Consider the following 18,435-nt stretch of genomic DNA (forward strand, 5'->3'; position numbering starts at 1 on the left):
TGCGGCGCGCAGGCTCAGGTCAGTCAGTCACGGTTGATGTCCAGCCACACGGCGCCATCGGGATACTGGTAGCGCTCCAGGGTTTGCGCGTGCATTTCGATGCTGTAGCCAGGGCGTTGCGGCGGCATGTAGCGACCGCGGCGGATCACCACCGGGTCGATGAAGTGTTCGTGCAGGTGGTCGACGTACTCCAGCACGCGGTTGTGCAACGAGGCCGAGACGGCGATGTAGTCGAACAGGGCGATGTTCTGCACATATTCGCACAGGCCGACGCCGCCGCCATGGGGGCACACCGGCACATCGTACTTGGCCGCCATCAGCAGCACGATCAGCACCTCGTTGAGGCCACCCAGGCGCGCGGCATCGAGCTGGCAGAAATCCAGCGCGCCGGCCTGGAACATCTGCTTGAACATCACCCGGTTATGGCAATGCTCGCCAGTGGCGACGCCGATCGGCGCGATGCGCTGGCGAATCGCGGCGTGGCCGAGAATATCGTCGGGGCTGGTTGGCTCTTCGATCCACAGCGGCTCGAAGACCGCCAGGCGGCGCATGTTGGCCACCGACTCATCGACGCTCCAGACCTGGTTGGCGTCCATCATCAGCGTGCGCTCCCAGCCCATTTCGTCGCGCAGGATGCTGGCGCGGCGCATGTCGTCTTCAAGGTTGGCGCCGATTTTCTGCTTGATGTGGGTCCAGCCGTCAGCGATAGCCTCGCGGGTCAGCTGGCGCATTTTCTCTTCGCTGTAGCCGAGCCAGCCGGGCGCGGTGGTGTAGCCGGGGTAGCCTTCGCGCAGCATCTGCGCCTCGCGCTCGGCCTTGCCTGGCACCTGACGGCGCAGCAGGGCGATGGCTTCTTCGGGGGTGAGCACGTCGGTGACGTAGCTGAAGTCCAGGCAGCCCACGAGCTGTTCGGGGCTCATGTCGGCGAGCAGTTTCCACACCGGCTTGCCTTCGTGCTTGGCCCACAGGTCCCAGACCGCATTGACGATGGCGGCGGTGGCCAGGTGAATCACGCCTTTTTCCGGGCCGAGCCAGCGCAACTGGCTGTCGCCTGCGGTAAAGCGGTGCCAGAAACCGCCCATGTCGGCGGTGATGTCTTCAAGGGTCAGGCCGACAATCAGTGGCGCCAGCGATTGCACGGCGGCGGCGCAGATCTCGTTGCCGCGCCCGATAGTGAAGGTCAGGCCGTGGCCTTCGAGGCTGTCGGCATCGGTGTGCAGCACGACATAGGAGGCCGAATAGTCCGGGGCGCTGTTCATCGCGTCGGAGCCGTCCAGCGACAGCGAAGTAGGGAAGCGGATGTCGCGAACACTCAAGTGGGTAATACGTATGCTCATGGCGGGCTCTTGTTCTGGGGTGGCACAGGGAGGCCTGACTGTAGGTTGTCGAGCGATACAGGCATAATCGCCAATTCCTAAGTAGGGATACCGGATTTGATATGCCTCCTAAGCCCGACGTCGCGCTACCGACCCCTGCCAGCCTGGGGGCGCTGAAGATCTCCAGCCGGCAGATCACCTTGCTCAACGCCCTGGGCGAGTTCGGCAATTTGCGCCGCGCCGCGGCGGCGATGCACACCACGCAACCTGCGGCCAGCCTGTTGCTGCAGCAACTGGAAGAGCGCCTTGGCGTGCGCCTGTTCGAACGTTTGCCCCGGGGCATGCAGCCGACCCTGTATGGCGAGGTGATGATCCGCTACGCCCAGGGCGCCCTGCACGAATTCGAGCACGCCCAGGCGCAGATCGCTGAACTGGCCCGCGGCGCCTCCGGCCTGGTGCGGGTCGGTAGCGTCATGGGCCCGGTGCCGGGGCTGCTGACCCAGGCGGTGCTGGCTTACAAGCGCGAGCACCCCAAGGTACGCATTTCGCTGGAGGTCGGTACCAGCGACACCTTGCTGCCGTCGCTGCTGCGCGGCGATTTCGACCTGGTGGTCGGGCGCCTGCCGGATCAGAGCGACAGTCACGAGCTGAACATCGAACTGTTCGACAGCGACGAGCAGATGCGCGTGGTCGCCCGTGCCGGGCATCCACTGGCCAGCGCCGCACGCCTTGCGCTGGCCGACCTGGCCGAGCTGACCTGGATCCTCCACCCGATCGGCAGCCCCATGCGCCGGCGGGTCGAGAACGCTCTGCAGGCAGCCGGCATGGTGCAGTCGCTGGACATCGTCGAGACCGCCTCGATCCTCGCCACCACGGCCATGCTTGAGGCCTCGGACATGATTGCAGTGGTGCCCAAAGACGTCGCCGAGCATTATGCCCGTTACGCCATGGTTGCCATTCTGCCGGTGGAACTGCCGATCTCGATGGTCAACCTGGGGCTGCTGACCTTGCGTTCGCGGCCGCGCTCGGTGGCCCTGGAAACCCTGTTGCACTACCTGCGGGCGCAGTAGCCCCGCGTATTCATCGGCAAGAGGCAGTTCGTTGATGGCTTCAGACATTACCCACGCCAGTTTCTGCAACTGGATCCGCTTCAAACACCTGGTGCTGATCGACACCCTGGCGCGCACGCGCAACATGCACGCCACCGCCACGCGCATGAACCTCAGCCAGCCGGCCTTGAGCAAGATGCTGCGCGACCTTGAAGAGCAGTTCGGCTTTGCCCTGTTCGAGCGCCTGCCGCGCAGCATGCCGCCCACCGAACTCGGTGAGTACGTGGTGCGTTATGCGCAAGGGGCGCTGGCCGAGTCGCAGCAGTTCGTCGACCAGGTCAACCGCCTGCGCAAGGGCGGCCATGGCTTTATTCGCGTCGGCGGGATTTTTGCCGCAACGCCCCTGGTGCTGCCCCAGGCGATTGCCGCGATCAAGGCGCGCAGCCCGCTGCTGTCGATCGAAGTGGTCGAGCAATCCAGCGACCATCTGCTGGCCATGCTTGAGCAGAACAAGCTCGACCTGATGATCGGCCGCTTCACCGAGGAGCGCTTCAGCCAGCTGTTCGACTTCCAGGCCCTGGAGCCGGAACCCTTCAGCCTGGTGGTCAACAAGCACCACCCGCTTATTCAGCAAGGCGAGACGCCACTGGCGGCCCTGGGCGACTGGCCGTGGGTGCTGTACCCGGTCGGCACACCGCTGCGCGAGCGTCTGGAACAAGCCTTCAGGGCGGTCGGCATCGCCACCCCGGCTGACAGCGTCGATACCATCTCGATGCCGATGTTCCTGCATTTGCTCGAGTCCGGGCCGATGATTGCCATGTTGCCGCGCTCGATGGTCGCTGCGCAGTTGAGCAGCGGCCAGTTCTGCGAGCTGCAGTCGCCGTTGCAACTGGCACCGCTGGAGTACGGGGTGATCACCCGCAAGGACGAACCCTTGAGCGCCTCGGCGCAGGCGTTCGTCGAGCTGTTGCTGGCGTTCGCCCGCCAGCGACGGGCAGAGCAGGGCAGTGCTGGCGATTGATAAAAACGGCTGACTGACAGCTTGCGATAACCCTGGGTTATCGCTTGATCGGATCATCTCATTGGGAATGTTGCGCCGGGCTCCTTAGAGTTATCGCAGATTCGCCCGGCACAGCACGGGCGGCGCCATAACAAGAAGCCGGCCGCATCCGCCCTGAGAGGTCCCATGCAACTGATTGCCAGCACCCGCAGCGGCGACCCTGCCGTTATCCGCTTGAACCCCCTGGACAATGTACTGATTGCCCGCCAGGCCCTGGTTGAAGGCCAGCACCTGGACGCCGAAGCCATCACCGTGCGCCAGGCGGTCCCGTCCGGGCATAAAGTCGCCACCGAGCGCGTCGAGCAAGGCCAGCCGCTGCGCCGCTACGGGCAGATCATCGGTTTTGCCTCGCAAGTGATCGAGGCCGGCGAGCATGTGCACGTGCACAACGTCGAGATGGGCGATTTTGCCCGCGACTATGCCTTCGGCGTCGATGCCAGGCCAACGCCTGCCAGCGAGGCGCAGTTCCAGGGCATCGTGCGTGCCGACGGCCGGGTCGCGACCCGCAACTACATCGGCATTCTGACTTCGGTGAACTGCTCGGCCACCGTCGCCCGCGCCGTGGCCGACCACTTTCGCCGCGACATCCACCCCGAGGCGCTCGCCGCCTACCCGAACATCGACGGCGTGGTCGCTTTGACCCACGGCGCCGGTTGCGCGGTAGACCCCAGCGGCGAAGCCCTGGGCCTTCTGCGCCGGACCCTGGGCGGCTACGCCATCCACCCCAACTTTGCCGCCGTGCTGATCATCGGCCTGGGTTGCGAGACCAACCAGATCGAAAGCCTGCTGCAAACCCAGCAGCTGCAAACCGGTGATCAGCTGCGCGCCTTTACCATCCAGGGCATCGGTGGCACCTCGAAGACCATCGCCGCCGGCATCGCGCAGGTCAAGGCGCTGCTGGCCGAGGCCAACCGGGTCAAGCGTGAGCCGGTCAGCGCCCGCCATCTGGTCGTCGGCCTGCAATGCGGCGGCTCCGACGGCTACTCGGGGATCACCGCCAACCCGGCCCTGGGCAATGCCGTTGACCGTCTGGTGGCAGCTGGCGGCACCGCAATCCTCTCGGAAACCCCGGAGATCTACGGCGCCGAGCACTTGCTCACGCGCCGCGCGGTCAGCCGTGAAGTGGGCGAGAAGCTCATCGCCCGCATCCATTGGTGGGAAGACTACTGCCAGCGCATGAACGCCGCGCTGAACAACAACCCCTCGGCCGGCAACAAGGCCGGCGGCCTGACCACGATTCTGGAGAAATCCCTCGGTGCAGTGGCCAAGGCCGGCTCCAGCAACCTGGTGGACGTCTACCAGTACGCCGAAGCGGTGCGCGCCAAAGGCCTGGTGTTCATGGACACCCCGGGCTACGACCCGGTCTCGGCCACCGGCCAGGTCGCCGGCGGCGCCAACCTGATTGCCTTTACCACCGGCCGCGGTTCGGCCTACGGCTGCGCGCCGGCGCCGTCGATCAAGCTGGCCACCAACAACCGGGTGTTCGAGCACCAGCTTGAAGACATGGATGTGAACTGCGGCGGCATCGCCGACGGCAGCACCAGCATCGAAGAACGCGGCGCCTACATCTTCGAGCAGATGCTGCGCATCGCCTCCGGTGAGCGCAGCAAGAGTGAACAGCACGGCTACGGGCAGAACGAATTCGTGCCCTGGCAGATCGGTGCCGTGACCTGATTGACAGCCCTGCAACCTTCTTGACGAGGCGACATGCACATGAGCTTTAGCGGATACAACTTCATTGGCGGCCAGCGCAGTGCCCTGGGCGACACCTTGGTCTACAGCGTCGATGCCCACACCGGCGAGCGCCTGCCGGGCGCCTTTCACCAGGCCAGCCTGGACGAAGTCGATAATGCCGTGGATGCGGCCAGCGCCGCGTTCCCGGCCTATCGCAAACTCTCGGCCGAGCGCCGGGCGCAGTTTCTCGAGGCCATCGCCGACGAGCTCGACGGCCTGGGCGAGGACTTTATCGCCGTGACCTGCCAGGAAACCGCGCTGCCCAGTGCGCGCATTGTCGGTGAGCGCGCACGTACCAGCGGCCAGATGCGCCTGTTTGCCCAGGTGCTGCGCCGGGGCGATTTTTATGGCGCGCGCATCGACCGCGCCTTGCCAGCGCGCACGCCATTGCCGCGCCCGGACCTGCGCCAGTACCGTATTGGTGTCGGCCCGGTGGCGGTGTTCGGTGCCAGCAACTTCCCCCTGGCGTTCTCCACCGCCGGCGGTGATACCGCCGCCGCCCTGGCTGCCGGTTGCCCGGTGGTGTTCAAGGCCCACAGCGGCCACATGGCCACGGCCGAGCGGGTCGCCGAGGCGCTGCTGCGCGCTGCCGAGCGCACGGGCATGCCGGCGGGTGTGTTCAACATGATCTTTGGTGGCGGTGTCGGCGAGGCGCTGGTCAAGCACCCGGGCATCCAGGCCGTGGGCTTTACCGGCTCGCTCAAGGGCGGCCGCGCCCTGTGCGACATGGCCGCCGCGCGGGCGCAGCCGATCCCGGTATTCGCCGAGATGTCGAGCATCAACCCGGTGCTGGTTTTGCCCCAGGCCCTGGCCAGTCGCAGTGCGCAGTTGGCCAAGGACTTGAGCGCCTCGGTGGTGCAGGGTTGTGGCCAGTTCTGCACTAATCCGGGCCTGGTGCTGGGCATTCGCTCGCCGGCCTTCAATGCCTTTATCGAGCAGCTCAGCGGCCATATGGCCGAACAGGCGCCGCAGACCATGCTCAATGCCGGCACCCTGGCAAGCTACGGCAAGGGTATCCAGGCGCTGCTGGCCCACCCGGGGGTAGAAAAACTCAGCGGCCTGGCGCAATCCGGCAAGCAGGCGCAGCCGCAGCTGTTCAAGGCCGATGTCAGCCTGCTGCTGGAACAGGACGAGCTGTTGCAGGAAGAAGTCTTCGGCCCGTGCACGGTGGTGGTCGAGGTCAATGATCAGGCCCAGCTGTTGCACGCGGTCAACGCCCTGCATGGCCAGCTGACCGCCACCTTGCTGGCCGACAGCGACGACCTGGCCGCCTTTGGCCAACTGTTCGAGGTGCTCGAAGTCAAGGTCGGGCGGGTGCTGCTCAATGGCTACCCGACCGGCGTCGAGGTCTGCGATGCGATGGTCCATGGTGGCCCGTACCCGGCCACCTCCGATGCCCGCGGCACCTCGGTCGGCACCCTGGCGATCGATCGCTTTCTGCGCCCGGTGTGCTACCAGAACGTGCCCGATGCCTTGCTCCCCGAAGCGCTGCGCGATGCCAACCCGCTGGGTATCCCGCGCCTGGTCGATGGCAAGCCAAGCAACGCGGCCCTGAACTGATCACGGAGCAACTATTGCTCGCCGGACAACTGCAGTGCCCGAGACTTTCGCATTAACCGACAACAAGAGCGCTGACATGACAGACCTCGCGAACACCCAAACACCGCTACACCTGAGCAAAGACGCTGCGCTATTCAACACCGGTACCTGGATCGGCCGCGTCTGGCTGGCACAGCAGGGCCCGGCCGTGGTGCTGGTCAAAGCCGGCGCCGTGCACGATATCAGCGCCCATGTGGCGACCGTGTCGGCCTTGCTCGAAGTAGCTGAGCCGGTGGCCTACCTGCGTTCGCTGCCGTTGGGCGAGGCGCTGATCGAGTTGCCGGCGCTGCTGGCCAACAGCGACCCGAATCATCGCGATCCGGCCTTGCCCTGGCTGCTGGCGCCGATCGACCTGCAGGCGGTCAAGGCCGCCGGCGTGACCTTCGCCGCCAGCCTGCTGGAGCGGGTGGTCGAGGAGCAGGCCAAGGGCGACCCGGCCAAGGCCGACGCGATCAGGGCGACGCTAGCCAGCCGCATCGGCGCCGACCTGTCGCAGATCGTTCCGGGCTCGGCGCAGGCTGAAGCCTTGCGCAAGGTCCTGGTCGAGCAGGGGCTGTGGTCGCAGTACCTGGAAGTGGGCATCGGCCCGGACGCCGAGGTCTTCACCAAGGCGCAGCCGTTGTCGGCGGTCGGCCATGGCGCCGATATCGGCATTCACCCGAAGTCGAGCTGGAACAACCCCGAGCCGGAAGTGGTGCTGGCGGTGTCGAGCAACGGCACGGTGCAGGGCGCCACCCTCGGCAACGACGTCAACCTGCGCGACTTCGAAGGGCGCAGCGCCTTGCTGCTGTCCAAGGCCAAGGACAACAACGCCTCGACCGCACTGGGGCCGCTGCTGCGGCTGTTCGACGAGACCTTCAGCCTTGAGGATGTGCGCAGCGCCGAGGTCGACTTGCGGGTCGAAGGCCTGGACGGCTTTGTGCTCCAGGGCCGCAGCTCGATGCGCCAGATCAGCCGCGACCCGCTCGACCTGGTGCAGCAGACCCTGAACGAGAACCACCAGTACCCCGACGGCCTGGTGCTGTTTCTCGGCACCCTGTTCGCGCCCAAGCAGGACCGCGACCAGCCGGGCAACGGCTTTACCCACAAACCCGGCGATGTGGTGACCATCAGCAACGGGCAGCTGGGCAGCCTGTGCAACCGGGTAACCACCAGCGACCTGGCGCCGCAGTGGGACTTCGGCGTGCGCGCGCTGATCGACAGCCTTGCCCGGCGCGGCCTGCTCGATGCCGCTGTGAGCGCCCGCCAGCGCTGATTGAAAGACGTTCCAGGGATGAGTGTGTGACAGCCTGAAGGATCGCCCCGGCGATAAAACCGCTGCAACAATAAACCTGTTCAGGCACCGCAGTACCAAGGGGCAGGGTGCAGGGGGCGATGATTGATCACGCCGCCCTGCGACTGTTACTGCACCGGGTTGATGAACGGCCCACCGGTGACCTGGACGAACAGCTTGCGAAACTCTTCGTTCTCAGGGGTAAGGATCAGTGCCTGACGCAGGAACTCCACGCCCTCGCGGGCATTGTCCAGCTGGCAATTGAGGGCGAAGGCCAGGTACAGGTTCTGGGCATTGAAGAAATCGTACGACAGCGCGACCTTCACCAGGTGCAGCGCACCGTTCAGGTCCTGGGCCTGAAAGCGTGCGTTGAACTCCTGGTTGAACTGACTGGCGTCGCTGGCGCTCAAGGCCGACAGCCCGGGTTGCTTGCGCAACACCACGGTGTGGCCATTGCCGACTTTCGAATCGGTCTCTTCGATGGTTTCGATCAGCCAGTGCCCCAGGCCTACCGAGTTGATCATGTTGATCGCCCGCAGCATGCTCTGTAGCGAGAACACATGGTAGTGCCCGCGCCAGTTGTATTCAGGCATCACGCTCATGTCGACGCGTTTTTCGAACGCATCGATCATCGACTCCAGGGTGGTCAGGGCGCGTACCCGGTCATTGGGGTCGGCGTTTCTTTTCGGGAAGATGCAAAAGAACACGCCATCGTCCTTGATCACCCGCGCGGCCTCGACATAGGCGGCAAACAGGTTGGGCACGTGTTCGATGACGTGCGAGCTGATCAGGTAGTCGAAGGTTTGATCGGCGAACGGTATGTCGGTGAAATCGCCCAGGGCGTCGATCCGGGCAGGCGGGACCTGGTAGTTGGCCTGTTCGTTCTTGTAGAGGTTGAAGTCTTGCAAGTCCAGCGGGTACAGAAACGACTCACCGTCACAGGGGCCCAGATTGAGGCAGTCTGGCAAGTAAAAAGCGTTATGGCTGGCAGCGCCAATCTCCAGACCGGCACCCTGGCAATACTTGTTGGCCAACGCCATACCCATCTCGTTCATATCGAATCCTGTCTGCCCCTGAAAATAGATGTCAGGCCGAGTATACGGCCTGACACAGTGGTTATCGGCAGGGGCGGCAGATTGTTGAGGGCGCCTGGGATTAAAGAAACTTGATCGGGTAATTGACGATCAGGCGGTTCTCATCGATGTCGTAGCTGCTGAAGTCCCGGCGCAGGGTCGAATTGCGCCAGCGCAGCGACAGGTCCTTGAGCGGGCCGCTCTGGAACACATAGCCCAGCTCCGTCTCGCGGCCCCATTCCTTGCCGTTGCTGGTGGCGCTGGTGTGTACATGATCACCCGACAGGTAGCGGTTCATCAGGGTCAGGCCCGGCACGCCGAGGGCAACGAAGTCATAGTCGTGGCGCAACTGCCAGGAGCGCTCGCGGGCGCTGTCGTAGCTTGAGTTGTAGGTGTCGTTGGCCAGCGGGTAGCCGGCGGTGCCGTTGACCCGCATCCAGCCGGTCTCGCCATACACCCGCTGCAGGCCGAGGGAGAAGGTGTGTGCGCCGGTTTTGGCAGACAGCATCAGCGTTGCGGTTTTGTTGTCCAGCTGGCCTGCCTTGGCCGCGCCGTCTTCATCGCCCAGAAACAGGCCAAGGTTGGCGCCCAGCTTCCAGCTACCCACAGCCTGGCTGTGGATCAGGTTCAGGTACTGCTGCTGGTAGATGTCCTCGAGCTGGGCATACCACAGGCCCACCTGGGTGGCCTTGTCGTTGAACAGGTACTCGCCGCCGGCAAAGTTGAAACGGTCCGAGGTGGCATCGGGCCGGCCGGTCATGAACATGCGTTCCATGCTGGCGTCGTTGCGCGGGCTGTTGCCGCGAAACTGGCCGGTGTAGAGGGTCAGGTTGTCGATCTCCCGCGAAGTCAGCTGGGCGCCGCGAAAAGTCTGTGGCAGTGAGCGGCCATCATCGGAACGCAAGATCGGCAACAGCGAAACCCATTCACCGACTTTCAGTTCCGTCTTCGAATAGCGGGCCTTGAGCGCAACCCCCAGGCGGCCAAAGTCGTCGGCCGGGCGGCCGTCATCGTGCACTGGCAGCAGTTGCGTACCGGCCGTGCCGCGGCCGCCATCGAGCTTGACCGAGTACAGCCCCAGCAGGTCGACGCCAAAGCCTAGCGTACCCTGGGTAAAGCCCGAACGCAGGTCGAAGATGAAGCTCTGGGTCCATTCCTCGGCCTTGCCCTGGGGGTAGGCCGGGTTTACGAAGTTGCGGTTGTGGTAGAAGTTGCGCAGGTTCAGCGACGCCGTGGTGTCGTCGACCAGGCCGGCTGCCGAGGCGCCAAGCGAGGCTGTCGAGCAGATCAACAGTGACGCAAGGTTTGCGGTTTTGGTGCGTGCAAGGATCTTCATTATTGTTATTTCCTTTCTAGTGAGCGCAGCAAGCCCTCGCAGCGCAAAGGCTGCGAAAAATGGCGGTTACAGGAGGGAGTGGGGGTCAGGCGCCGATCAGGGCAACCAGGGCGGGCACGGTGAGCACGGCGGTGTAGTAGCCCATGAACTGCACGCCGATGTTGAAGCCCAGAAAGCGCGATAGAAATCCGCCCAGCAGGCCAATGGTGACAATCACCAGCAAACCGAGCAGGCCGCCTTCCCAGATGCCGATCACCAGGATCAGGCCGACAAAGGTCGCGATCACCGCTTCATGGCTGATTTTGCGCGACACGTAGGAGGCTGCCCGGTGCGCGTAGTTCATGGTGAAGGGGTAGGCGATCAGGATGGCGACGATCACCGCCAGCATGCCGTAGCCGAGAAACTCCCAGGTGCTGAGCAGCGAGTGCAGGTTGTTGACCTGGCCGCTGGCGGCATCGACGCTAAAGCGCGGTGGCGCGTTGAACAGCGGCGCAGCTGGGCCGGCGGCGACCGGGCTCAGCGGCAGGCCGAAGGCGATCAGCGGAATCAGCGCTTCGGCGATGTAGGTGGACTCGGTGACGCCGTTGCGCGCGGTGATCACTGTGGTCAGGCGATGGTAGACGTGCTTGACCCGCGAACCGACCGCCTCGCCGAGAATCACGGTCATGGCCACCGGGCTGAACACGAAGGTGGCGCTGGAGACCACCGCAGTAACGGCCGTCCACAGGCTCTGCTTGCTGTCGAGCACGCGCAGCGGGTTGGGAAAGAAACCGCCCCAGCTTTTGACGTCAGGCGACAACGAGAAGGTCCGCGGTTGCTGGCGACGCATGCTGGCGCGCTCGGCCGGCGCCAGCAGAGAGAACAGCGCGGCGATCAACGGGCCGATGGCAATGCCGAGGAAGTAGCTGACGCTGAGCTTGACCCCATGCTGCGCGGTCAGGGTCTGCAGGCCGATAATCACCATGACGAACGGGATCAGGGTCAGCACCGCTGCCAGGCGGCCTTTGGAGAACCAGGCGATGGCCACCGCCGCCAACAGGAATACCCACGGCGCGGCATGCTTGATCATGTCGCCGAACGGCGCCAGCATTACCGCGAACAACACCGCCATGGGCACGGCGATCAGGGCGGCAATCACCGCGCCGGAAATCATCTTGCGCAGGGCAATGTGCGGAACCCCGAGGTTGCGCAAAAAGTTCGCTTCGCGCATCAACGGCGTGGCCATGGTATCGCCCGGGATGCCGAGCAAGGCGGTCGGCACCGCATGGGTCATGTGCTTGGCCACGGCGCCGGCCAGAAAGAAGGTCAGCACGCCGGGGGCGGGCACACCCAGCAGTACCACCAACAGTGTCAGCGGCGCGAGGGTGGTGGTTTCATCGCTGCCGGAGATCAGGCCGATACCGGCAAAGATCACCGCGCCAAGAACCCCCATGCCCAGGGCGATCAGAAACTGATCCATCAACAGGGCAATCATGACCGGCCTCCGGCGGCGCTGGCTGCGCGGACCACCACGGCAGGTGTCACGTCAGGGTTGTCCGGGGGTGAGCGCAGGCCTTTTTCGTAGTCGGCGAACAGGTCATACAGGTCCATCTCGCGCAGTTCGGCAATCGTCGCCGCAGGCAGGTCGCTCAAGCTGCCGAGCGGGCCGAATTCGTTTTGCAGCTCGACAAGGATTTTCGCCCGCCAGGCCGGATCTGCCAGGTGCTCGACAACGATGCGCTTGGGCTTGAACAGCGCTGCGCTGATGGCGCCGCCGGCCAGGCAGCCGACAATACCGACCAGCATGGCGTAGGCGCGGGCCATTTGCAGCGACTCCACCCAGCCCGTCAGCAGGTGCTGGGCGGTGAAATACGCGCCGAGGCTGACGCTGGCGCCAATGGCGATGGAACAGATCAGGTGACGACCGTCGACGGTGTCGCCCCAGACTTCGAACAGTTCGGCTTTCATCGGGATTCTCCCACTGCCCTTGCGGGCTTTTATTGTTATGAAGGTGAAGAGATAACGCTTATTGCATTGCACACAGGCGGCGTTGGGCGAGCAGGGCACGGGCGACCCTGGAGCCGGTCGGCCTGCCGAGTTCGGCACTGATGAACTCACCGGCATCGATCAGGGCGCCAAGATCGACGCCATGGTTCACGCCCAGGCCGTCGAGCAGGTACACCAGCTCTTCGCTGGCGACATTGCCAGTGGCGCCGGGCGAATACGGGCAGCCACCCAGGCCTGCGACCGAACTGTCGAACACCCGTACATCGGCTTCCAGCGCCGCATGGATATTGGCGATGGCCATACCGTAAGTATCGTGGAAATGCCCGGCCAGCGCGCTGACCGGCACCACTTGGCGACAGGCCGCGAGCAGTGCCCGGGTCGCCGCCGGCGTACCGGTGCCGAGGGTGTCGCCGAGACTGATTTCGTAGCAGCCCATGCCGAACAATGCAGCGCTGACTGCAGCCACGGCTTCAGGATTTACTGCACCGGTGAACGGGCAACCCATGACGCACGACACGTAGCCGCGCACGCGGATGCCGGCGTCACGGGCGCGGACCATGACCTGCTGGTACTGGCGCAGGCTTTGTTCGATCGAGCAGTTGAGGTTTTTTTGCGAGAATGCCTCGGAGGCGGCGGCGAACACCGCGACCTCCTGGCAACCCGCGGCGATTGCCGCCTGCAGCCCTTTGAGGTTGGGCACAAGCGCCGTCCAGGTTACCCCCGGGCGCACAGGCAACGCCTTGAACACCTCATCGGACCCGGCCATCTGCGGCACCCAGCGCGGCGAGACAAACGCCCCGGCTTCCAGGGTTTGCAACCCGGCGTCGGCCAGGCGCTGGAGCAATTGCACGCGAATCTGCGGCGACAGCGTCAGCTTTTCATTTTGCAGGCCATCTCTGGCGCCGACTTCGACCAGCCGTACCGCGTCCATTACTGCGCCCGCTTGTGCTTGAGCAGTTCTGCCGCCTTGTCGGCGCGCACATCGCGGGCCTCGACCATCTGCTTGACCAGCCAGTTGAGCTCATCGCCGCGGGCCCCGGCCGCCAGGGCAATGTTACGTGCGTGCAAGGCCATGTGCCCGCGCTGAATGCCTTCTGTCGACAGTGCCCGCAGCGCCCCGAGGTTTTGCGCCAGGCCCACGGCGACGGCGATTTCGGCCAGTTCCTGGGCAGTATTCACCCCGAGGATGCGCAGCGACAGTTGCGCCAACGGGTGGGTCTTGGTGGCGCCGCCGACCAGGCCGACCGGCATCGGCATCTCCAGAGTACCGACCAGATGGCCCTGGCGGTCCTTTTCCCAGGTGGTCAGCGAGCCGTAGTGGCCGTTGCGGCAGGCATAGGCATGGGCGCCGGCTTCCACTGCGCGCCAGTCGTTGCCGGTGGCGACGATCAACGGGTCGATGCCGTTCATGATGCCCTTGTTGTGGGTGGCGGCCCGGTAGGGATCGACCACGGCAAAATTGTAGGCATCGAGGATGCCCTCGATGACCTCTTCACCGCTGTAGGCGCCCGTGCCCAGGTGCTCGGGAGCGATGCGCAACTGGGCCCTGGCCAGGCGCAGGTCGGCGAGGTTGGAAAGGATGCGCAGGCGCACCTTGCCGCCGGTGATTTCCTCCAGCAGCGGCGCCACCGCCTCGGCCATGGTGTTGACGGTGTTGGCGCCCATGGCGTCGCGCACGTCGACGATCAGGTGGGCGACCAGCATCGGCCCGCGCGGGCTCTGGGCGAAGGTGTGTACTTCGATGTCGCGGCAGCCGCCACCGAGGCTGTTGAGCAACTGGTCCTTGCGGTTGGCCAGCTCGATAATCTCGTCCTTGCGGCGCATCAGGCTCAGGCGGGCATTGTAGGGGTCGTCGATCTCGACGATCTGCACCTGGGCACGCATCAGCGGCAGCGAACTGGAGGTCTGGAAGCCACCGGCCTCGCGGGCCAGCTTGGCCATGAACGAGGCGGCGGCGACCACCGAAGGCTCTTCGACCACCAGCGGCACGATGACGTCGCGGCCGTTGATCTGGAAGTTGCTGGCCACGGCGTAGGGCAATTCGAAGGTGCCGAGGACGTTCTCGATCATGCCGTCGGCGATTTCCAGCGCCAGGGCGCCGGCGTCGCGAAGCAGGGCGAGGTCCTGCTCGGGCAGTTCGAGCACTGCTTGCAAGTGGCTCAAGCGTTCGGCAGGCGACATGGCGCGGAACATGGGCAGGCGGGAGTCGATGCTCATGGGGAGGGCTCTCTTGCAGTTATTGTTGTGAGATGGCGCCACCCTAGTCCGAACTGTTGTGCTAAAGAAGGTACAGTTTGGACAGACAGTACCCAAACTGTACCCTCAGTGGACAAAAGGCATTCAGGACACCTGACGATGGCGCGGCTGACACTCGCAGAACAACTGGCGGCATCCCTGGCCGGGCAGATCGGCAATGGCACCTACCGGGTTGGCGAACGCTTGCCGTCGCTGCGCGAGTGCATGCGCCTGTTCGGCCATTCGAAAAACACCGTGATCAACGCCTATGAAGCGCTGGCTGCCCAGGGGCTGGTCGAGGCTCGCCACGGGCAGGGCTTTTTCGTCAAGCAAGGCGCACCCAACGGCCACGAAGCCGAAGAACCGATGCCCTACGAGCGGGCGATGGACACCATCTGGCTGATGCGCCAGCAGTTCGTCCGCGAGCCCGGCCACTCACCGCTGGGCGAGGGCTTCCCGCCGGTCGAGTGGCTAATGGACATGCGCCTGGACAAGTTCACCCGGCAGATCATGCGCACCGGGGTGACCACGCTGTTCCGCTATGGCAACCGCCTGGGCAACGCCAGCCTGCGCCAGCACCTGGTGCAGAAGCTCGCCAGTTATGCAATCAGCGCCAGCCCCCGGCAAATCGTCACCACCCATGGCGCCAACCATGCTCTGGACCTGATCATCCGCCGCTTCGTCGCCCCGGGCGACAGCGTGCTGGTCGAAGACCCGGGCTATTACCCGCTATTCGGCAAGCTGCAACTGCAAGGTGCGCGGATGCTCGCGGTGCCGCGTTTAGCGGATGGCCCGGACATCGAGGTGCTGGAGCAGCACCTGCGCGAGCACAGGCCCAAGCTGTTTTTCATTCAGTCGGTGGGCCACAACCCGACCGGCTCGGACATTTCCCCAAGCAAGGCCCATCGGTTGGTGCAACTGGTCGCAGAACATCAGTTCATCCTGGTGGACGACGACGCCCTGGCCGATTTCAAACCGGCCTCGGCGATCAAGGTCTCGGCGCTCGACCAGTTGCAGCGCTCGCTGTATGTCGGCAGTTTCTCCAAGTCGGTGTCGGCGGCGCTGCGGGTCGGCTTCATTGCCGGCAGCAAGGAGGTTATCGACGAGCTGGGCGACCTGAAGATGCTCCTGCACACCAGCAGCTCGGAGCTGTGCGAGCGCACCGTTGACGTGATCCTCACCGAAGGGCATTTTCTGCGCCACCTGATCCGCCTGCAGGAGCGCCTGAAAGCCGCCACCACGGCGGGCCTGCAGATGCTCGACGAGATCGGTGCCGAGGTGTTCGTGCGGCCAGAGCAGAGCCTGTACCTGTGGGCGCGGTTTCCTGGGGTCGAGGATGCCAAAGCGCTGACCCGCCAGCTATTGCCCAAGGGCTTCATGATTGCCCCCGGGCATATCTTTTCGCCCGAGCAGGCCCGGGTGAATCCGTGGACGCGGTTAAACGTGGCGTATTTGAATGATGCGCTGCTCAAGGCGATGGTGAGGGACTGAATGAGCGAAGACTACGCAGTATGGGATATCGATCAGATTCTTGAGGCTTACAGCCATGAGCCTGAACTCAGGGCGGGTGTCGAAGCCGGCCTGACAGCGTTGCTGGTTTTTCTCGAAAAGCATCAGCTTCTGACCTGTCGGGTAACCGATGCGCAAGGCAAGCTGTTCAAACGCGCGCTCATGGCCAGCGAGATAAGCGGGGAGGGCAAGCTGCTTACCCATGGCCGCAACAATCCGGTGCAGCGCTGGCTGGGCTCCAAAGGCGGGCAAAAGAATCCGCCGGACATGAAACTGCTGGAAAAAGCCCTGGCCACGATTCGTAAAGCGCAGTGAAGGGGGGTGGAACCTGGTTTCACCTGCCAGCGCTTAGCGGGCAAACAACAGCTCGGCGAAGCGGTCGGCCATGGTCGGCTTGGACTGGGCAGGCCAGATGGCACTGAGCTCGAAGTGCGGCAAGTCGGCGCCATCGCGGATCTCGCTGTACTTCATGCCTTCGAATTGCAGGGCCTGCACCGTTGCCGGCAACAGCGAAACCCCCCGGCCGGCGGCAACGTAGGCGACGACCGTCAGGGTGCGGTTGGCCTCCTGGATAATCTCGATCGGGTGCCCGAGGCGGCGAAACGTGCCGACAATGGCATTGCGAATCAACGGCAACTGCTGTTCGGGAAACCATACCAGCCCGGTGGCGGCCAGTTGCTCCATGCCCACCTTGCCGTCTTCGCCCAGCGCGTAGCCACTGGGTAGCACGGCAATCAGCGGGTCCTGGCTGATGAGCTTTTCGCGCATGTTGCCCTGGATCGACACCGGCGTGTGCAGCAGGCCGATATCGATCTCGCCCCGTTGCAGGGCCAGGCCCTGCTCGGCGTTGCTCATCTCGCGCAGCACCACTTCTACACCCGGGTAGTTTGCCTGCATGCGGTCCAGTGCCCGGGGCAGGGCGCCGAACAATGCCGTGGAGACGAAGCCGATGATCAGCCGGCCGGCCCGCTTGGCGCCGATGGCGCGGGCACGCTGGGTGGCGGCGTCAATCCTGGCCAGGCTGACGCGGATGTCATCGATGATCGCGGTAGCCGCAGGGGTCAGCACGGCGCCGCGCCGCGACCGCTCGAACAGCTTGACCCCCAGCTCGTTTTCCATCCGCACCAGGGCCTGGCTCAACGCCGGCTGGGCAATCCCCAGGTGTTCTGCGGCGCGGGTGATGCTGCCGGTGTCGGCGATTGCCAGGAAGTAACGCAGGTGACGGTTTTCCATAAGCCCACGGTATGAATATTGATCGTTGACATAATAGATATCAATCCAAGATTTTCATAGGATGGCACCAAGGATCGGATCCAATAAAGCCTTGCAGACCGGCAGGCAATAACAAGGAAGCGCAATGACCCAGGATGGCGAAAGGACGATCAGCCAGGCACACACCGCCGAAGGGTTTGCCGATCGTTGGTGCGCACAAGGCGCAGCGGTGATCAGCGCGATAGACAGCCACGCTCACGTTTTCGTCCAGGGCTTGCGCCTGGCTCCAGAGCGGCGACACACGCCGGACTACAACGCCTGCGTGGATGATTACGCCCGCCACCTGGCAGCCAACCGGATTTCCCATGGCGTGCTGGTACAGCCGAGTTTTCTTGGCACCGACAATACCTTTCTGCTGGCCGCGCTCGAACGCTATCCGTCGCGCTTTCGTGGTGTGGTGGTGGTCGCGCCGGATATCGACGAGCCACAGTTGCAAGCGCTGGCGCTGCAGGGTGTGGTCGGCGTCCGGCTGAACCTGATCGGTGTCCCCCTGCCGGCGCTGCGCAGCCTGCTGTGGCAAGGTTTTCTGGCACGCATCAAGGCCCTGGACTGGCACGTCGAGGTGCAGTGCCAGGCCCAGGACCTGCCGGGCCTGCTCAGCGTACTGCTGGCCAGCGGCTGCAAGGTAGTGGTCGACCACTTTGGCCGCCCGGACCCACGCCAGGCCGAGGCCGACCCGGGCTTTGAGTATTTGCTGCGCCAGGGCGACAGCGCCCGGCTGTGGGTCAAGTTGTCGGCTGCCTATCGCTGTGCGCAGCCGGCTGCCGACCCCGGCGGCCGGGCCTTTGGGCGACGGGCCACGCGGCTTTTGATGCAGGCCTTTACCAGTGAGCGGCTGCTCTGGGGCAGTGACTGGCCTCATACCCAGCACCGCCAATGGGTCGATTACGCCGCGGCGAAGTCGGCGCTGGCCGACTGGGTGCCTGACCCGCTCGAGCGCCACGACGTGGTGTGCCAAACCCCGAAGAGACTGTTCAAGTTCAATCCATAAGG

At 64.5% G+C, this 18,435-nt stretch carries 16 protein-coding genes; 8 read left to right on the forward strand and 8 right to left on the reverse strand.

The window, feature by feature from the left end:
* Nucleotides 1-23 precede the first annotated feature (23 nt).
* Nucleotides 24-1,337 carry an L-fuconate dehydratase gene (locus UB48_RS16360; protein WP_045198901.1) on the reverse strand — a complete coding sequence of 438 codons (1,314 nt, stop codon included), beginning with the start codon at nt 1,335-1,337 and terminating at the stop codon, nt 24-26.
* Nucleotides 1,338-1,438: 101 nt separating this feature from the next.
* On the opposite strand from UB48_RS16360, the gene UB48_RS16365 reads away from it, so the two are divergent.
* The 5 genes from UB48_RS16365 to UB48_RS16385 all read left to right on the forward strand — a co-directional run bounded on the left by UB48_RS16365 (nt 1,439) and on the right by UB48_RS16385 (nt 8,013).
* The gene (locus UB48_RS16365) at nt 1,439-2,386 is read left to right on the forward strand and encodes a LysR substrate-binding domain-containing protein (RefSeq protein ID WP_045198903.1); all 948 of its coding nucleotides are present in this window, start codon (nt 1,439-1,441) and stop codon (nt 2,384-2,386) included.
* A 34-nt stretch (nt 2,387-2,420) separates the two neighbouring features.
* Entirely contained in the window at nt 2,421-3,386 is a 966-nt protein-coding gene (locus UB48_RS16370; protein WP_045198905.1) for a LysR family transcriptional regulator, read from the forward strand.
* 165 nt (nt 3,387-3,551) lie between these two features.
* Entirely contained in the window at nt 3,552-5,099 is a 1,548-nt protein-coding gene (locus UB48_RS16375) for a UxaA family hydrolase (protein ID WP_045198906.1), read from the forward strand.
* A 33-nt stretch (nt 5,100-5,132) separates the two neighbouring features.
* On the forward strand, nt 5,133-6,719 hold the full coding sequence (locus UB48_RS16380; RefSeq protein WP_045198907.1) for an aldehyde dehydrogenase (NADP(+)): 1,587 nt from the start codon (nt 5,133-5,135) through the stop codon (nt 6,717-6,719).
* A 76-nt stretch (nt 6,720-6,795) separates the two neighbouring features.
* Complete coding sequence (locus tag UB48_RS16385) at nt 6,796-8,013, forward strand: fumarylacetoacetate hydrolase family protein (protein ID WP_045198908.1); 1,218 nt, start codon at nt 6,796-6,798, stop codon at nt 8,011-8,013.
* 146 nt (nt 8,014-8,159) lie between these two features.
* Here UB48_RS16385 and UB48_RS16390 read toward each other — a convergent pair whose 3' ends face one another.
* The 6 genes from UB48_RS16390 to UB48_RS16415 all read right to left on the reverse strand — a co-directional run bounded on the left by UB48_RS16390 (nt 8,160) and on the right by UB48_RS16415 (nt 14,643).
* Nucleotides 8,160-9,086: a class I SAM-dependent methyltransferase gene (locus tag UB48_RS16390; protein WP_230090851.1), complete on the reverse strand. Its 927-nt coding sequence runs from the start codon at nt 9,084-9,086 to the stop codon at nt 8,160-8,162.
* A 100-nt stretch (nt 9,087-9,186) separates the two neighbouring features.
* Nucleotides 9,187-10,440 carry an OprD family porin gene (locus tag UB48_RS16395; protein WP_045198910.1) on the reverse strand — a complete coding sequence of 418 codons (1,254 nt, stop codon included), beginning with the start codon at nt 10,438-10,440 and terminating at the stop codon, nt 9,187-9,189.
* Nucleotides 10,441-10,525: 85 nt separating this feature from the next.
* Nucleotides 10,526-11,914, reverse strand: a complete 1,389-nt coding sequence (locus UB48_RS16400; protein WP_045198912.1) for a tripartite tricarboxylate transporter permease — start codon at nt 11,912-11,914, stop codon at nt 10,526-10,528.
* Complete coding sequence (locus tag UB48_RS16405) at nt 11,911-12,387, reverse strand: hypothetical protein (RefSeq protein WP_045198914.1); 477 nt, start codon at nt 12,385-12,387, stop codon at nt 11,911-11,913. Before UB48_RS16405 ends, UB48_RS16400 begins: the two co-directional genes overlap by 4 nt.
* A 58-nt stretch (nt 12,388-12,445) precedes the next feature.
* Nucleotides 12,446-13,357: a hydroxymethylglutaryl-CoA lyase gene (locus UB48_RS16410; RefSeq protein ID WP_045198915.1), complete on the reverse strand. Its 912-nt coding sequence runs from the start codon at nt 13,355-13,357 to the stop codon at nt 12,446-12,448.
* The gene (locus UB48_RS16415) at nt 13,357-14,643 is read right to left on the reverse strand and encodes a hydroxymethylglutaryl-CoA reductase, degradative (protein WP_045198916.1); all 1,287 of its coding nucleotides are present in this window, start codon (nt 14,641-14,643) and stop codon (nt 13,357-13,359) included. The genes UB48_RS16410 and UB48_RS16415 overlap by 1 nt, the downstream gene beginning before the upstream one ends.
* A gap of 138 nt (nt 14,644-14,781) precedes the next feature.
* Between UB48_RS16415 and UB48_RS16420 the strand changes: the two genes are divergently transcribed.
* The gene (locus tag UB48_RS16420; RefSeq protein WP_045198917.1) at nt 14,782-16,152 is read left to right on the forward strand and encodes a PLP-dependent aminotransferase family protein; all 1,371 of its coding nucleotides are present in this window, start codon (nt 14,782-14,784) and stop codon (nt 16,150-16,152) included.
* Complete coding sequence (locus UB48_RS16425; protein ID WP_045198918.1) at nt 16,153-16,485, forward strand: hypothetical protein; 333 nt, start codon at nt 16,153-16,155, stop codon at nt 16,483-16,485.
* A 33-nt stretch (nt 16,486-16,518) separates the two neighbouring features.
* Here the strand turns inward: UB48_RS16425 and UB48_RS16430 are convergent, their stop codons facing one another.
* On the reverse strand, nt 16,519-17,403 hold the full coding sequence (locus UB48_RS16430) for a LysR family transcriptional regulator (protein ID WP_045198920.1): 885 nt from the start codon (nt 17,401-17,403) through the stop codon (nt 16,519-16,521).
* 124 nt (nt 17,404-17,527) lie between these two features.
* Here UB48_RS16430 and UB48_RS16435 point away from each other — a divergent pair, with 124 nt between their 5' ends.
* Complete coding sequence (locus UB48_RS16435) at nt 17,528-18,433, forward strand: amidohydrolase (protein WP_045198922.1); 906 nt, start codon at nt 17,528-17,530, stop codon at nt 18,431-18,433.
* Nucleotides 18,434-18,435: the final 2 nt, after the last annotated feature.

Origin of the sequence: Pseudomonas sp. 2(2015) (assembly GCF_000955865.1) — a bacterium.
Taxonomy (GTDB): Bacteria; Pseudomonadota; Gammaproteobacteria; order Pseudomonadales; family Pseudomonadaceae; genus Aquipseudomonas.

Bases quoted from the DNA above. Each gene is read 5' to 3' on its own strand.
- UB48_RS16385 (WP_045198908.1), top strand. From the start codon at position 6,796: ATGACAGACCTCGCGAACACCCAAACACCGCTACACCTGAGCAAAGAC.
- UB48_RS16415 (WP_045198916.1), bottom strand. From the start codon at position 14,643: ATGAGCATCGACTCCCGCCTGCCCATGTTCCGCGCCATGTCGCCTGCC.
- UB48_RS16400 (WP_045198912.1), bottom strand. From the start codon at position 11,914: ATGATTGCCCTGTTGATGGATCAGTTTCTGATCGCCCTGGGCATGGGG.
- UB48_RS16420 (WP_045198917.1), top strand. From the start codon at position 14,782: ATGGCGCGGCTGACACTCGCAGAACAACTGGCGGCATCCCTGGCCGGG.
- UB48_RS16365 (WP_045198903.1), top strand. From the start codon at position 1,439: ATGCCTCCTAAGCCCGACGTCGCGCTACCGACCCCTGCCAGCCTGGGG.
- UB48_RS16380 (WP_045198907.1), top strand. From the start codon at position 5,133: ATGCACATGAGCTTTAGCGGATACAACTTCATTGGCGGCCAGCGCAGT.
- UB48_RS16430 (WP_045198920.1), bottom strand. From the start codon at position 17,403: ATGGAAAACCGTCACCTGCGTTACTTCCTGGCAATCGCCGACACCGGC.
- UB48_RS16395 (WP_045198910.1), bottom strand. From the start codon at position 10,440: ATGAAGATCCTTGCACGCACCAAAACCGCAAACCTTGCGTCACTGTTG.
- UB48_RS16405 (WP_045198914.1), bottom strand. From the start codon at position 12,387: ATGAAAGCCGAACTGTTCGAAGTCTGGGGCGACACCGTCGACGGTCGT.
- UB48_RS16375 (WP_045198906.1), top strand. From the start codon at position 3,552: ATGCAACTGATTGCCAGCACCCGCAGCGGCGACCCTGCCGTTATCCGC.
- UB48_RS16370 (WP_045198905.1), top strand. From the start codon at position 2,421: ATGGCTTCAGACATTACCCACGCCAGTTTCTGCAACTGGATCCGCTTC.
- UB48_RS16435 (WP_045198922.1), top strand. From the start codon at position 17,528: ATGACCCAGGATGGCGAAAGGACGATCAGCCAGGCACACACCGCCGAA.
- UB48_RS16410 (WP_045198915.1), bottom strand. From the start codon at position 13,357: ATGGACGCGGTACGGCTGGTCGAAGTCGGCGCCAGAGATGGCCTGCAA.
- UB48_RS16390 (WP_230090851.1), bottom strand. From the start codon at position 9,086: ATGAACGAGATGGGTATGGCGTTGGCCAACAAGTATTGCCAGGGTGCC.
- UB48_RS16360 (WP_045198901.1), bottom strand. From the start codon at position 1,337: ATGAGCATACGTATTACCCACTTGAGTGTTCGCGACATCCGCTTCCCT.
- UB48_RS16425 (WP_045198918.1), top strand. From the start codon at position 16,153: ATGAGCGAAGACTACGCAGTATGGGATATCGATCAGATTCTTGAGGCT.